At 66.9% G+C, this 14,018-nt stretch carries 17 protein-coding genes and 1 pseudogene; 14 read left to right on the top strand and 4 right to left on the bottom strand.

Annotated elements, in window-relative coordinates; all coding sequences use genetic code 11:
* A partial coding sequence (locus tag ACP7AU_RS15375) for a transposase (RefSeq protein WP_426051963.1) occupies positions 1 to 170 on the top strand: 170 nt, incomplete at its 5' end.
* 176 nt (positions 171 to 346) lie between these two features.
* Here the strand turns inward: ACP7AU_RS15375 and ACP7AU_RS15370 are convergent.
* Entirely contained in the window at positions 347 to 1,759 is a 1,413-nt protein-coding gene (locus ACP7AU_RS15370) for a glycoside hydrolase family 47 protein (protein ID WP_426051960.1), read from the bottom strand.
* A gap of 337 nt (positions 1,760 to 2,096) precedes the next feature.
* Between ACP7AU_RS15370 and ACP7AU_RS15365 the strand changes: the two are divergent.
* The 5 genes and pseudogenes from ACP7AU_RS15365 to ACP7AU_RS15345 form a co-directional block, all read left to right on the top strand.
* Positions 2,097 to 2,264, top strand: a pseudogene (locus ACP7AU_RS15365) (response regulator transcription factor); the annotation flags it as partial.
* 112 nt (positions 2,265 to 2,376) lie between these two features.
* Positions 2,377 to 2,634: a hypothetical protein gene (locus tag ACP7AU_RS15360; RefSeq protein ID WP_426039526.1), complete on the top strand. Its 258-nt coding sequence runs from the start codon at positions 2,377 to 2,379 to the stop codon at positions 2,632 to 2,634.
* 172 nt (positions 2,635 to 2,806) lie between these two features.
* A complete protein-coding gene (locus ACP7AU_RS15355; protein ID WP_426039503.1) occupies positions 2,807 to 3,148 on the top strand; it encodes a hypothetical protein in 342 nt (113 codons plus the stop codon).
* Positions 3,149 to 3,193: 45 nt separating this feature from the next.
* Positions 3,194 to 3,667, top strand: coding sequence for a hypothetical protein (locus tag ACP7AU_RS15350; protein WP_426051959.1), 474 nt, complete (start codon positions 3,194 to 3,196; stop codon positions 3,665 to 3,667).
* Between the two features lie 4 nt (positions 3,668 to 3,671).
* Positions 3,672 to 4,043 (top strand): helix-turn-helix domain-containing protein, encoded by a 372-nt coding sequence (locus ACP7AU_RS15345; RefSeq protein WP_303694874.1) that lies wholly within the window; start codon positions 3,672 to 3,674, stop codon positions 4,041 to 4,043.
* Here the strand turns inward: ACP7AU_RS15345 and ACP7AU_RS15340 are convergent.
* Positions 4,040 to 4,396, bottom strand: a complete 357-nt coding sequence (locus ACP7AU_RS15340) for a hypothetical protein (protein ID WP_426051962.1) — start codon at positions 4,394 to 4,396, stop codon at positions 4,040 to 4,042. The genes ACP7AU_RS15345 and ACP7AU_RS15340 overlap by 4 nt on opposite strands.
* 114 nt (positions 4,397 to 4,510) lie before the next feature.
* Between ACP7AU_RS15340 and ACP7AU_RS15335 the strand changes: the two genes are divergently transcribed.
* Genes ACP7AU_RS15335 through ACP7AU_RS15300 form a run of 8 tightly spaced genes read left to right on the top strand, consistent with a single transcriptional unit; the run spans position 4,511 to position 12,477 of the window.
* Positions 4,511 to 6,808: a bifunctional salicylyl-CoA 5-hydroxylase/oxidoreductase gene (locus ACP7AU_RS15335; protein ID WP_426051958.1), complete on the top strand. Its 2,298-nt coding sequence runs from the start codon at positions 4,511 to 4,513 to the stop codon at positions 6,806 to 6,808.
* Positions 6,805 to 7,572 (top strand): SDR family NAD(P)-dependent oxidoreductase, encoded by a 768-nt coding sequence (locus ACP7AU_RS15330; RefSeq protein WP_426051957.1) that lies wholly within the window; start codon positions 6,805 to 6,807, stop codon positions 7,570 to 7,572. Before ACP7AU_RS15335 ends, ACP7AU_RS15330 begins: the two co-directional genes overlap by 4 nt.
* Positions 7,569 to 8,069: a MarR family winged helix-turn-helix transcriptional regulator gene (locus tag ACP7AU_RS15325; protein WP_426039507.1), complete on the top strand. Its 501-nt coding sequence runs from the start codon at positions 7,569 to 7,571 to the stop codon at positions 8,067 to 8,069. The genes ACP7AU_RS15330 and ACP7AU_RS15325 overlap by 4 nt, the downstream gene beginning before the upstream one ends.
* On the top strand, positions 8,069 to 8,878 hold the full coding sequence (locus tag ACP7AU_RS15320; protein ID WP_426051956.1) for an enoyl-CoA hydratase family protein: 810 nt from the start codon (positions 8,069 to 8,071) through the stop codon (positions 8,876 to 8,878). The genes ACP7AU_RS15325 and ACP7AU_RS15320 overlap by 1 nt, the downstream gene beginning before the upstream one ends.
* A gap of 2 nt (positions 8,879 to 8,880) precedes the next feature.
* Entirely contained in the window at positions 8,881 to 10,050 is a 1,170-nt protein-coding gene (locus ACP7AU_RS15315) for an acyl-CoA dehydrogenase family protein (RefSeq protein ID WP_426039509.1), read from the top strand.
* A complete protein-coding gene (locus ACP7AU_RS15310) occupies positions 10,050 to 11,654 on the top strand; it encodes an AMP-binding protein (RefSeq protein WP_426051955.1) in 1,605 nt (534 codons plus the stop codon). Before ACP7AU_RS15315 ends, ACP7AU_RS15310 begins: the two co-directional genes overlap by 1 nt.
* The gene (locus ACP7AU_RS15305; RefSeq protein WP_426039511.1) at positions 11,651 to 12,085 is read left to right on the top strand and encodes an acyl-CoA thioesterase; all 435 of its coding nucleotides are present in this window, start codon (positions 11,651 to 11,653) and stop codon (positions 12,083 to 12,085) included. Before ACP7AU_RS15310 ends, ACP7AU_RS15305 begins: the two co-directional genes overlap by 4 nt.
* The gene (locus ACP7AU_RS15300; protein ID WP_426039512.1) at positions 12,082 to 12,477 is read left to right on the top strand and encodes a RidA family protein; all 396 of its coding nucleotides are present in this window, start codon (positions 12,082 to 12,084) and stop codon (positions 12,475 to 12,477) included. Before ACP7AU_RS15305 ends, ACP7AU_RS15300 begins: the two co-directional genes overlap by 4 nt.
* Positions 12,478 to 12,572: 95 nt before the next feature.
* On the opposite strand, the gene ACP7AU_RS15295 is transcribed toward ACP7AU_RS15300, so the two are convergent.
* Together ACP7AU_RS15295 and ACP7AU_RS15290 are read right to left on the bottom strand one after the other, a co-directional pair.
* Positions 12,573 to 12,974: a DUF2177 family protein gene (locus ACP7AU_RS15295; RefSeq protein ID WP_426051954.1), complete on the bottom strand. Its 402-nt coding sequence runs from the start codon at positions 12,972 to 12,974 to the stop codon at positions 12,573 to 12,575.
* 4 nt (positions 12,975 to 12,978) lie between these two features.
* Positions 12,979 to 14,001 (bottom strand): SAM-dependent methyltransferase, encoded by a 1,023-nt coding sequence (locus ACP7AU_RS15290; RefSeq protein ID WP_426051953.1) that lies wholly within the window; start codon positions 13,999 to 14,001, stop codon positions 12,979 to 12,981.
* Positions 14,002 to 14,018 lie beyond the last annotated feature (17 nt).

Genomic DNA, 14,018 nt, shown 5'->3' with positions numbered 1-14,018 from the left:
TCGACGGCCACATCTACAGCCTGCGAAACCTCGTCGAGCGATGCTTCTCAAAGCTCAAACACAGCCGACGACTGGCTACCCGATACGACAAGACCGCCGACAGCTTCCTCGGCTTCGTCATCGTCGCATCCATCCGACTGTGGATCAGACACTTTGTCCACACCACCTAAGTCGAACGGATTTTTCTATTCGACATGGAAGTCCTGATCCAGTCAGTGTCGGCGGGGCGCACACCCTTCCGAACGCGCCTTGGTTCGCTGCGGGTGTAGAGTTCGGACTCACGCTTCGCGGAGAGGGCGAACAGAGGATTTGGTCCGTTTCGTCCGTTTCGTCAGGGTGTTTTTCGTCAGGACGAACGGACAAACCCCCGTAGCACGTTGGCCTCCGTGCTCAGCACCAGCCGGTCGATGTCGATCCGCTTGGGCGCGGCGAACAGGATGAAGTAGTATTTCATCTGCTCGGACCACCAGTAGCCGGGGCAGTTGTCGCCCTGGGTCATCGGTCGGGTCGTGATGTCGGTCAGGGCGGTGTAGCCGTAGGGCGCCTTCGAGCTCGACTTCATGTTGCGATAGTGGGTCGCCGCGATGGCGCGGTACCGGTCGTCGCGGTCGTGCTGCCACAGGTTCAGGCAGGCGTCGGCCACCTCGGGACGCAGACCCGTGCGCAGGGTGCGGGGGCGGGCGGTGGTGACGTCGGTCGATTCCGGGACGATCAGATAGCGATCCTGCATCGTCTCGTAGGTCTTCAGGAAGTCGTCGCCCTCGGTCTTGAAACCCGCCTGTCCCAGCAGCCCCGCCAGATAGGCGCCGAGCACCGTCTGCGATGTGCCGGTCACCGCGCCGGTCTCGTAGTCGACCATCGGGAACCACAGCAGGCCGTCGTAGCGCCTGCCTTGATGGTTGATCATGGCCTGCAGGCACTCCTGCGCGGCGACCTTCAGCGCCTCGTCGCCGAACAGCTCCCAGGCGTCCCACAGGTATTCGTAGAAACTGTCGGCATAGACGTCGATCGAGGCGTTGCGGCTGGTGAACCGGCCGGTCTCGGCGTGGATGTTGGCCGCCATCAGGCCGATCCCGGACCGCATGTTCAGGGCATGCATCAGGGCCCGTTTCGCGGCGGCATGGTATTTCGGCTCGCCCGTCAGCTGGCTGAGGACTCCAAACTCGGAGATGTGGGTGCCGATCTCGGCAAGGTTGGTCTCGGGGTCGCGCACCGCGCCGGTCTTCAGGTTCACATAGCGATACGGCAGGCCGTGCGGAGAGGCATCGAAGGCCTTCATCAGCCGGTCGGCAAGGTCCTTCGCCTTCTCCAGCAACACCGGATCGCCGCAGGCCAGGAAGGCCGACAGCAGACCCCCGACCAGGCGGATATTGGTCTCGAACACCTGGGCTTCGCCGTCGATGTCAAAGTTCAGGTTCGCCTTGACCCAGTCGACGCCTGCCTGGAACTCGGCGTCCAGCTCCATGATCCACAGGGTGTCCAGCGCCTCGACCAGCGACAGACCCAGGTCGTGGCCCCCGATGAAGAAGGACTGGGACGTGCCTGAAACCGGATTGATCTCGTCCTTGCCCCAGGCGCGCTCGACATAGTGGTCCCAGGCCCATTTGAACTCGGCCTTTACATCGGCGCCCAGGTCTTCCCAAGTCTGCGCGGCCCAGTCTTCGGACTGCGGGAAGGCGGGCAGGGGCGCCAGGCCAGCGAGCAGACCGCCTCCCGCCAGGGTCAGCGCCGAACGACGGTGCAGGGACAGGGTTCTCATCGCCGAACGCTCCGATTCACTCCCGCCGCACCATGGCGGTCGCCCCGACGTTCCGCCAGTCGCGCCGTTGTAGGGAGGGGTCGAATGCAGGCGGCCGCTCGGAACGCCATCGACACCCGTGTCGGTGCGCGCTCCAAAGTTTTCCCGCCGGCTCACGGGCTGCGAAATGAGCGCCGCCCATCGCGTCTTGATGTCCCGATCCCTGGTCGCTTCGGGAAGGATCGCAGCGGCATCGCCACAACGTCTATGTCGGCCTTCAGACATAAAGGGCGGGATGCACGCTTAGGGAATTGCTTTCCATCGACTAACCCTGTTGGTTGATCCGGGGGGTGGGACGATGAACGAGCTTAAGCAGCTCACCGCGAGAGAACGGCAGTGCCTGGTGGGTGTCGCACAGCATCGCCAGTCGAAGGAGATCGCGCGCGATCTCGGGATCTCCTCAAAGACCGTCGACAAGCATATCGAGACCGCGTGCAAGCGACTGGGCGTCGCCTCGCGCCGGGACGCTGCGCTGCTGTTGATCAACGCCGGCCTACGGAACGAACCCGTAGGGGAGCCGTCCCGAGTAGCCGATGCCGCCTCGGGCGCCGCCTTCTTTCGCACGAAAGGAGGCCCCATTGACCCTCACATTACCGAACTGGACCTGGGACTATCTGGAGACCGTCTTCGAGGACCTGGCGCAAACACCGGCCGAGAAAGCGGCCGTCCTGCACCTGGTCGCGGTGACGCGCGAGATGAGCCCATTTCTCTCGAAGCTCGATCTGCTGCGCGAGATTATCTGTATCGGGCTCGTACTGTTGCCCGATCACGATCGGCCACCGAGCGCGGCCAATCTTCGACCGTCGAGTACGGCCGCGTCGGGCGGGACCTGCTAATGGTGATCGCCCTGACGTGCGGCATCGCCTTTCTGCTCGCGGGAGCCATCGGCGCGACGCTGATGATCCAGCACCTTCTGCACGCGGCGGATCAAGCCCAGCAACTGCGCTGATCCGCCTTCCAACAAGCGAAGTCCACCATGACCCCCGCCAGGCGGGAGAAGGAGCCCCCATGCAACGACGTGAATATGGACAAAAGCTGGCGACGGCGCTGTTCGAGACCGAAGACGCCATCGATGCAGCCCTCGAAAAGGCGGCCCACCTCATCGCCGCGATGTCTTCCGTTCGCCGCGAGAACAACCTGTCGGCCGTGCTCGGCAGCCACGCCATGACCGGCGTCACCGGATCGGTCCGTGCGCTTGGCAAGGCGCGGGACCAGATCGTTGCCGCGCATCACGCACTTCAGGCGGCAGCTCCGCAGGTCGGACTGGGCAATACCATCATGCAGGGCACGGGTGTCGGAAAGCCCGAAGAGAGCCTGCCGCGTCCAACGGGTCTCAAGGTCGCCGCTTGATGCTATGCTCGCGGTGCGCCTCGACGGCGTATCGCGAGCCTCCGCATGTTCAACGACAACGTCCTGTTCCTGGCCACGGCCGCCCAGATCGGCGGTGTGATCCTGAACATCGTCGTGTGCGGCGCGGCCATCTGGAAAGGCGCGCACACTGAACGGGTCGCGGCTATTTCGATCGTGATCGCCTCGATCCTCTCGCCCCTCGTTCAGAATTGGACCGACTGGACCTCGCCGCAGTGGAACATCCTCATCATCGACGCGGCGAATCTTGGGGTGTTTCTGTACCTGCTCGTCAGAACCCACAGGGTGTGGCTGCTGTTCGGTTGCGCGTTCCAGCTCCTGGCGATCCTCAGCCATGTGGGCATGCTGATCGATCCCAGCGTCGTGGCGCGCGCCTATATCTCCACTCTGCATCTCATGTTCTACGGCCTCATGATCGCCCTGGCAGCCGGAATCTGGGAGGGTCGGCTGCGCGATGAGCGCGCGCGAGTTGCGTCGGCCGAGCGGAATGTTCTAGCTTGATCCCATGACTTCTGCGACGCCTAACCCGATCGATATTGCCGTCGGCCAACGTGTTCGCGCCGTGCGCGAACTGCGTGGCCTCACCCAGACCGATCTGGCCAAGGCCACGGGCGTGACCTTCCAGCAGATCCAGAAATATGAGCGGGGCACCAACAGAGTGTCGGCCTCGCGCCTGATGCTCATTTCCCATGCGCTCGGACAGCCGGTGAGCACCTTCTTCGAGCCGGACGAGCCGGGGGCTCGGGATGGTCTGGACCTGTTCGCCGTGAGCGGCTCGAAGGCCTTGCTCGAGGCCTACGGGCGAATCGAGACGGCGGATCAACGCCGCATCGTCGTGGCGCTGGCGCGTTCGCTCGCCAGCGACCCGGCCGCCTAAGTCAAACAGACCACACGGCTACCCCTGCTGGCGGTCACCGAGACGGGCGGGGGGCGCGGTCCTGACGCGCCGCTGCTTAGGCGTTGCTCTGTCTGGCGACGATGTCGATGAGCGGACCCATCGAATGATCGACGTCGATGAGGTGAAGGCCCCAGCTCGGATCCACACCGGTGGTCCGGATGCACTGGCCGCCCAGGTCGTCGGTCCGGGGATCGGCCGACGTCCCGGCCGGGCGGGACCATGATGGGCGCGCCGAGGATCAGTGCGGAGACGATCTGTTCCCTGGCCTGTTCGCCGTCGATCTGTTGCCCAATCGGGCCGGTGATCATGGCTCCACCCCGGCTATGGCCGATGAGGACCCAGGACGATGGGAAGACCGTCGAACATTGGTCTGAGGAACACGCCGGGCCGGTGACGTGAACGGGGTGACTCTGGACGCCGACGCCAATCTATTTTAGGCTTAAAATATGTCGTCGCGCAGGGCTGTAAAGAGGATCGCCGTCGTCGGGGCCGGGCCCGGAGGGCTCTACCTCGCCATCTCGCTGAAACTGCGCGACCCGTCGCTGGATGTGGTGGTGCATGAGCGCAACCGGCCGGACGACACCTTCGGCTGGGGCGTGGTCTTTTCCGACCAGACCCTGGCCAATCTTAAGGCCGGCGACCCCGAGACCGCCGCGACCATCGAGGCCGCCTTCGTCCATTGGGACGACATCGACGTGCATATCCATGACCAGACTGTCCGCTCGGGCGGTCATGGCTTCGCCGGCATAGGGCGGAAGCGCCTGCTGACGATCCTGCAGGACCGCGCCCGCTCTCTGGGCGTCGATCTGCGGTTCCGGAGCGAGGTCGGGGATGTCCGCGCGCTGGACGCCGATGTGATCATAGCCGCCGACGGATTGAACAGCCGCGTTCGCAACAAAACGCCGGAAGTGTTTGGCGTCGATGTCGATGTGCGGCCCAACAAATACATCTGGCTGGGCACGACCCAGGCGTTCGATGCCTTTACCTTCGCCTTCGTCCAGACGCCGCATGGCTGGATCTGGGCTCACGCCTATCAGTTCGAGCCGGGGGCCTCGACCTTCATCGTTGAATGCTCCGAGGCGACCTGGCGGGGGCTCGGTTTCGACGGGATAGATCAGGACCAGACCTGTCGCGCGGCCGAGGCACTTTTCGCCGGATGGCTGGGCGGTCATGCGCTGATGAGCAATGCGCGCCACCTGGGCGGATCGGCCTGGCTCAACTTCTCGCGCGTGGCCTGCGCCAACTGGCGCGACGGCAAGGTGGTGTTGCTCGGCGACGCCGCCCACACGGCCCATTTCTCGATCGGATCGGGCACGAAACTGGCGTTCGAGGACGCCATCCGACTGGCCCGGGCCCTGACTGAACCGGGAGATCTTGAGGCCGGCCTTGCCGCCTATGAGGCTGAGCGCCGCGTCGAGGTGCTGAAGCTGCAGAGCGCCGCCCGCAACTCCACCGAATGGTTCGAGACCGTCGAACGCTACGTCGATCTCGACCCGCTGCAATTCACCTACAGCCTGCTGACCCGCAGCCAGCGCGTCAGCCATGAGAATTTGCGCCTGCGCGACCCTGTCTTCCTGACACGGGTCGAGCGCTGGTTCGCCGATCAGGCCGGGGCTCCCCTCACGGACGATCCGCCCGCGCCGATGTTCGCGCCCCTGCGGCTGCGAGGTCTGACCCTGCCCAACCGCGTGGTCGTCTCGCCCATGTGCATGTATTCGGCGGAAGACGGGATGGTGAACGACTTCCACCTCGTCCATCTCGGAGGCCGGGCGCTGGGCGGCGCGGGACTGGTCTTCACCGAGATGACGGACGTCTCGGCGGACGCCCGCATCACGCCCGGATGCGCCGGGATGTACCGCCCGGAACACCGCGACGCGTGGCGGCGGATCGTCGACTTCATCCACGCCCAGGGCTCGCGCATCGCCATCCAGCTGGCCCATGCCGGCCGCAAGGGCTCGGTCGAACGGCCTTGGGGTCCGCGCGCCGATCAACCGCTTGAGGACGGCTGGCCGCTGATCGCCGCCTCCGCCATTCCGTGGTCGGACGAAGACCAGACCCCGCGCGAGATGACCCGCGCCGATATGGACCGCGTCCGCGACGACTTCGTCCGCGCCGCCGCCTGGGCCGACGAGGCCGGCTTCGACATGGTCGAGCTGCACTGCGCCCACGGCTATCTGCTGTCGTCCTTCCTGACCCCCGTCTCCAACCAGCGCAGGGACGCATGCGGCGGCTCCCTGGAGAACCGCCTGCGCTTCCCGCTCGAGGTCTTCGCCGCCCTGCGCGCCGTCTGGCCCGACGACAAGCCGATGTCTGTCCGCCTGTCGGCCACGGACTGGGTCGACGACGGCCTCACCCCCGAGGACTCCGTCGCCATCGCCCGCGCCTTCGCCGACGCCGGCTGCGACCTGATCGACGTCTCGGCCGGCCAGACCTCCGAGCAGGCGAGGCCGGTCTATGGCCGCATGTACCAGACGCCGTTCAGCGACCGCATCCGCAACGAGGCGGGGGTAGCCACCATGGCGGTCGGCAACATCTATGAGCCCGACCATGTGAACAGCATTCTCGCCGCCGGCCGGGCTGATCTGTGCGCCCTCGCCCGGCCGCACCTGGCCGATCCGAACTGGAGCCTGCGTGCCGCTGCCGCGTTGGGCTGGCGCGGCATCCAGCCCCCCCTTCAGTACCGCGCCGGCTTTGCCCAGCTGGCCCGGAACATGGAGCGGCAGTTGCAGGCGGGACCGGTATGAGCGGCGCGCTGGACGGACGCCATGCGGTGGTGACGGGCGCGGGGTCCGGTATCGGTCGGGCGACCGCGGAACGGCTGGCCGAGGCGGGGTGCCTCGTCACCCTGATCGGCCGCCACATCGGCCGGCTGGATGAGAGCGCCGACCGCATCGGCGCCGCCGCCTTTGCCGCCCCGGCGGATGTGACCGACGCCGAAGCCCTGGGGGCCGCCATCGAGGCCGGGCGGGACCGGTTCGGGCCGATCGACATCCTGGTCAACAACGCCGGCGGGGCGTCGTCCGCGCCCTTCCTGAAGACCGACATCGCCGACCTCCGGGCCATGCTGGCCCTGAACCTCGAAGCGCCCGCCGAGGCCGCGCGTCTGGTCCTGCCGGGAATGCTGGCCCGCCGCTGGGGCCGGATCGTCAACGTCGCCTCGACGGCGGGCCTGAAGGGCTACACCTACGTGTCCGCCTATGTCGCGGCCAAGCACGGGCTGGTCGGTCTGACGCGGGCGCTGGCGCTGGAAGTCGCGAGTAAGGGCGTCACGGTCAACGCGGTCTGCCCCGGTTTCACCGACACCGATCTGGTGGCGCGATCCGTGGACGCTGTCGTCGGCAAGACCGGGAGGACCGAGGACGAGGCGCGCGCGGCGCTGGCCGCCTCCAATCCCCAGGGACGGCTGATCACGCCCGACGAAGTCGCCGCGACGGTCGTCTGGCTGTGCGGCGACGGCGCCTCAGGCGTCAACGGGGCAGCCGTCCCCGTCGCGGGCGGCGAACTGTGACTGCCGCCGCCCCTCTGCCTGACAGACTGGGCGGCGCGCCGGACGGCAAGCGGTCGCTGAGGTTGTGGCTGCGGCTGCTGACCTGCGCCACCACCATCGAACGTACGATCGCCCAGCGGCTGCGCGACGACTTCAGCTCGACGCTGCCCCGGTTCGACATACTGTCCGCGCTCGACCGTGCGGGCGAGGCCGGCCTGACCATGGGCGAGGTTTCGCGCATGCTGATGGTCTCCAACGGCAACGTTACCGGCCTGGCCGTGCGGCTGAGATCCGACGGGCTTATCGAGGCCATGGACGGGAGGGATCGGCGCGTACAGCGGCTGCGCCTGACGCCGCTCGGCCGATCGCACTTCGCCCTGATGGCCGCAGCGCACGAACACTGGATCGAGGCCCTGTTCGCCGACCTGAGCGAGGCCGAGGCCGAAGACCTGACCCATCTGCTGGAGCGCGCCAAACGCTCGCTCCACGCCGTCACACCAGAGGATATGAACCGATGATGGCGCGCGACTATCCGCCCGAGAATTTCCTGTGGTCCGTCGATGACGACGGTGTGGCGACCCTGACCCTGAACCGACCGGAGCGGAAGAACCCGCTGACGTTCGAATCCTACGCCGAGATGCGCGACCTGTTCCGCGATCTGAGCCATGCGGACGATTGCAAGGTGGTGATCGTGACCGGCGCGGGCGGCAATTTCTCCTCCGGCGGCGACGTACACGAGATCATCGGCCCGCTGACCGGGATGGCCGCGCCCGAGCTGCTGAGGTTCACGCGCATGACGGGCGATCTGGTCAAGGCCATGCGCGGCTGCCCCCAGCCGATCATCGCGGCGCTGGACGGGGTCTGCGTCGGGGCCGGAGCGATCATGGCCATGGCCTCGGACCTGCGCATCGCCACGCCGAAGACGAAGACGGCCTTCCTGTTCACCCGCGTCGGGCTGGCCGGTTGCGATATGGGCGCCTGCGCCATCCTGCCGCGCCAGATCGGCCAGGGGCGGGCGTCGGAGCTGTTGTTCACCGGCCGTGTGATGACCGCCGACGAGGGCGAACGCTGGGGCTTCCACAACCGCATCGTCGAGGCCGAGGCCTTGATGCCGACGGCTCAGGAACTGGCGCTTGCGCTGGCCAGAGGACCGACCTTCGCCCACGGCATGACCAAGAACCAGCTCAATATCGAATGGGACATGAGCCTGGACGCCGCCATTGAGTCCGAAGCCCAGGCCCAGGCAATCTGCATGCAGACCAACGATTTCCGCCGCGCCTACGAGGCCTTCGCCGGCAGGCGCGAGCCGGTGTTCAAGGGGAACTGAGCATGGCGGATCGCACCTTTCTCGACTGGCCGTTCTTCGATGACCGTCACCGCGCTTTCGCCGCGGACATCGAGGCCTGGGCCCAGGCGAACGACGGGGCGCTGCGTCTGCACGGCGATCACGATCTGGACGGCGATTGCCGCAAGATACTGAAGGCGCTGGCCGATGGCGGCTGGTTGAGCAACGCCGTGCCCGACGCGGACGGCAGGCTGGACGTGCGCACCCTGTGCCTGACGCGCGAGACCCTCGCCCGACGCTCGGGTCTGGCCGATTTCGTCTTCGCCATGCAGGGTTTGGGCTCCGGCCCGATCAGCCTGTTTGGAACCGACGATCAGAAGGCCCGCTGGCTGCCCGGCGTGGCGGCGGGCGAGACTATCGCCGCCTTCGCCCTGTCGGAGCCCGATGCCGGTTCGGACGTGGCGGCCCTGTCCACCAGCGCACGTCGCGAGGGCGCCGGCTGGGTGCTGGACGGGGTCAAGACCTTCATCTCCAACGGAGGCCTGGCCGACCGCTATGTGGTGTTTGCCCGCACCGGCGAAGGCGAGGGCGCGCGCGGCCTCAGCGCCTTCGTCGTCGACGCCGATACGCCGGGGTTCGAGGTCGTCGAACGCATCCCGCTGATGGCGGCCCACCCCCTGGCAACGATCCGGTTCACCGCCTGTCGCATCGACGGCGACCGCATCCTCGGCGCGCCGGGCGAGGGGTTCCGCATCGCCATGGCGACGCTGGACGTATTCCGCTCGACCGTCGCCGCCGCCGCCCTCGGCTTCTCGCGCCGCGCCTTCGATGAGGCGGCTTCACGCACCGTCGCCCGCCGGCTGTTCGGCGCGCCGATGAGCGACCTGCAACTGGTCCAGGCCGCGCTGGCCGACATGGCGTTGAAGATCGATGCCTCGGCCCTGCTGATCTACCGTGCCGCCTGGCTGAAGGATCAGGGCGCGCCGCGCGTCACCCGCGAGGCGGCCATGGCCAAACTCTACGCCACCGACGAGGCCCAGCAGGTCATCGACGCGGCGGTACAGCTGTTCGGCGGTCTGGGCGTCGTCTCGGGCCATCCGGTCGAGCGGCTGTATCGCGAGATCCGCGCCCTGCGCATCTATGAGGGCGCGTCGGAGGTGCAGAAGATCGTCATCGCCCGGCAGGTTCTCGCCGGGATGGGTGGGGGCGTCTGATGGGGGCCAGCGCGCACATCGACCGGTTCGTCATCGATCACATGCCGCCGGTTGACCAGCGGCCTGACCTCCTCTTCGACTTGCCGGAGCTCGCCTATCCCGACCGGCTCAACGCGGGCGTCGAACTGCTGCGCCGGGCCATCGCCGCCGCAGGTCGCGACGCCCGCGCCCTGATCGATTTCGACCACGAGTTTTCGTGGAGCCGGGTCGACGCGATCTCGGACCGTATGGCCCGGGTGCTGGGCGGTGAGATGGGTGTGGTTCCCGGAAACCGGGTCCTGCTGCACGGTCCGAACTCGTCCTGGACGGTGCTGGCGTGGTTCGCGATCCTGAAAGCTGGCGGGGTGGTGGTCGCCACCATGCCGATGCTCCGGGCGACCGAACTGGCCACCGTCATCGACAAGGCCCAGGTCAGCCATGCCCTGGTCTATGAGATGTTCAACGACGTGGTCGCCGAGGCATGCGCCCTCGCCCCGTCGCTGACGCGCGTCATAGACTCCGCCGCGCTGCAGAAGGCGGCCCAGGCCTTGCCGCCCGAGGTCAGTTTCACCGCCGTCGAGACGGCCGTCGACGATCCTGCCCTGATCGCCTTCACGTCTGGCACGACGGGCAAGCCCAAGGGCTGCGTTCATTTCCATCGCGACATCCTCGCCATGGCCGACACCTTCGGGCGGCATATCGTCGGCCTGACGAAGGACGACATCGTGGTCGGCACGCCGCCGATTGCCTTCACCTTCGGCCTCGGCGGGCTGGTGGTCTTCCCGGCCGCCGCCGGCGCCGCGACCGCCTTCCCCGACAGGCCCGGATTCGACGCGCTGGCCGAGACGGCCGCGCGCTGCAAGGCCACCGCTCTGCTCACCGCCCCGACCGGCTATCGCGCCCTGCTGAAGCTGGCCGGCGACCACGACCTGTCCAGCCTGAGTACCTGCGTTTCGGCGGGTGAGGCCCTTCCCGCCGCCACCTCCGACGCCTGGCAGGAGGCGACCGGCGTCCGCATCATCGACGGCATCGGCTCGACCGAGATGATCCACGTCTTCATCTCGGCGCGCGGCGACGACATCCGCCCCGGCGCGACCGGCAAGGCCGTGCCGGGCTATGAGGCTCGCATCATCGACCCCGCGGGCCAGCCTCTTCCACCCGGTGAGACCGGACGGCTGGCGGTTCGCGGCCCGACCGGCTGCCGCTATCTCGACGACGACCGCCAGGCGGCCTATGTCCAGGACGGCTGGAACCTGACCGGCGACGTCTACCGCCAGGACACGGACGGCTATTTCTGGTTCGTCGCCCGCGCCGACGACATGATCATCTCGTCCGGCTACAATATCGGCGCGCCCGAGGTGGAGAACGCCCTGCTGCGTCACGCCGCTGTGGCCGAGGCCGCCGTGATCGGCGCTCCGGACGAGGAACGCGGCCAGATCTGCAAGGCCTTCGTCGTTCTGAATCCAGGCATCGATCCGTCCCCGGACCTGCGCGACGAACTCCAGACCTTCGTGAAAGGCGTTATCGCCCCCTACAAATATCCCCGCGCGCTCGACTTCGTGGAGAGCCTGCCCAAGACCCCGACCGGCAAGCTGCAACGTTTCCGGCTCAAGGAGACCCTATGACCGCCGCCCTGTTCGGCCAGGTTTTCGCGGTCGAACGTCGCGTGCGTTTCGCCGACTGCGACGCAGCGGGCATTGTCTTCTACCCGCGCTATTTCGAGATGCTGAACGGCGTGGTCGAGGACTGGTTCGCGCAGGCGCTCGGCGTCTCGTTCCGCGAACTGCACATGGATCGGGGCGTAAGCGTCCCGACCGCGGCCATCGAGGCCCGCTTTGTCGCCCCGTCGCGGCTGGAGGACGAACTGACCGTCACCCTGACCGTGATCCGGCTGGGCGGCGCGTCCTGCGGCTTGCGCCACCGGATTCATGCCGGCGATCAACTTCGCTTCGAGGCGACCCAAACCCTCGTCTTCGTCGGCTCTTCGCTGAATCCCGAACCCTGGCCCGACAAGTTGCGCGCCGGCATCGCGCCCTTCCTGGAGACCGCCGCGTGAACCGCGTCCTGCTCCCCGAAGGCTGGCCCCGGCCCAGGGGCTACTCCAACGGCGTCGCCGCTCAGGGCCTGATGGTGTTCATCGCCGGCCAGATCGGCTGGACGCCCGAGGGCGTCTTTCCTGACGGCGGGTTCATCCCCCAGGTGCGTCAGACCCTGGTCAACACCCTGGCGGTCCTGGCCGAGGCCGGGGCGGGGCCAGAACATGTCGTTCGCATGACCTGGTACGTCGTCGACAAGGGGGAATACCTGTCGGCGCTGCGCGAGATCGGCGCGATCTGGCGCGAGTTGATGGGCCCCCACTACCCCGCCATGGCCGTGGTCGAGGTCAAGGGCCTGATCGAAGACGCTGCGCGGGTGGAGATCGAGAGCACGGCGGTCATCGCTGACTGATCCCGAGGGCGGGCGATGATGTCACCCCAACGCCAGTTCTTCCTCCTGAACAGCCAGACCGCGATGATGCTCGCGACGCAGGTTTTCGTACGAACTCAGCGCACCAGCCAGCGCGATCCGAAATAGCCGGCCACCGCCGCCGTGCTTGCGAGGAAGGTGCCCCACGCCATGTCGACCAGGGTGATGGTCATCGACCAGCGGGTCAGGGTCGCCTGATTGGTCAGGTCATAGGTTGCATAGGCGACGAGCCCGATGACGGCGCCGTTGATCGCCGCGCGCTGCCATGAGCCTTGCTGGAGCGCCGGAACGGTCGCCAGGAAGGTCACGCCGGACAGGAACAGGAGATAGAAGGCTATGACAGGCGGCAGGTCGAAGGATTTTCTCATCCAGTCTCCCAGCACCGGGCGATAGAGGCGGTCGCCCATCATCGTCAGCCAGACGGCGTCGAGCGCCAGCATGAAGAAGGCCGAGGTGCCGAAAGCAGCGAGGTAACGCATTGGTTCAGATCCCCTTCAGGCGGTAGTGGCTGACGCCCCAGACCGTTCCGTCGCTATCGCCAAACAGGCCAGCCGTCGCCATGAAAAAGCGGCGCCAGCGTCGCATCCAGAGAGCGTGATCGACGCCGTAGACCTCCTTCATCAGACCTCTGATCTCGTGGACGTTGTTGTCGAAATTATTCAGCCAGTCGTCTGCCGTGCGCTGATAGTGGGTCCCGCTCCAGCGCCAGTCCTGCTCGACCTCGAACAGGTTGGCGTACTGGCGGATCAGGTTGTGGCTGGGCATCACCCCGCCGGTGAAGAAATGCTGGGCGATGAAGTCGGCGTCGTCCGAGACCTCGAACCGGTAGGGGGCGTCGATGTGGCTGAAGACGTGCAGGAACATCCGCCCGTCCGGCCTTAACCAGGTGCGGGCCCGGGTCAGCAGGGCGCGCCAGTTGGCCATATGCTCAAACATCTCTACCGAGACGATCCGGTCGAAGGTCTTGTCGATATCGAAGACGTTCATGTCCGCGGTGACGATGGTCAGGTTCGTCAGGCCGCGCGCGGCGGCCTCGGCGTCGATGAAGGCCTTCTGGCTGCGGGAGTTCGACACGGCCGTGATGGCTGAGGCGGGGTAGTGTGCGGCCATCCACAGCGACAGCGAGCCCCAGCCACAGCCGAGCTCCAGAATCGCCTGACCGTCGTTCAGGTCCGCGTGCTCGCAGGTCATCCGCAGCGCCGACGCCTCCGCATCGTCGAGCGTGGCGTCCGGCGTCTCGTAGAAACAGCTGGAGTATTTCCGGTGCGCGCCGAGGCAGACCTGGAAGAACCGTGCGGGCAGTTCATAGTGCTGCTGGTTGGCGGCGTCCGTGTGTTCTGCGACAGGCCGGTCGGCCATCTCGCGGGCGAACCCGGCCTCATCTTCGGGGGCGGATGCGTATCCCTTGCGCGCGGTCGCAACCAGAAGCGCGATGGCGGGGCGAATGATGAAGTCGGGGAATGGCGCGTCCTGAAGCTTGTTCACGCGTTGGGCGAGGAGGCTCATAGGTGTGGTCCTTCAGG

Source organism: Brevundimonas sp. SL161, assembly GCF_049896985.1.
In the GTDB taxonomy this organism is placed as follows: domain Bacteria; phylum Pseudomonadota; class Alphaproteobacteria; order Caulobacterales; family Caulobacteraceae; genus Brevundimonas.
Note: the sequence above shows the minus strand (reverse complement) of the source record. Positions and strands in the feature narration are given on the sequence as shown.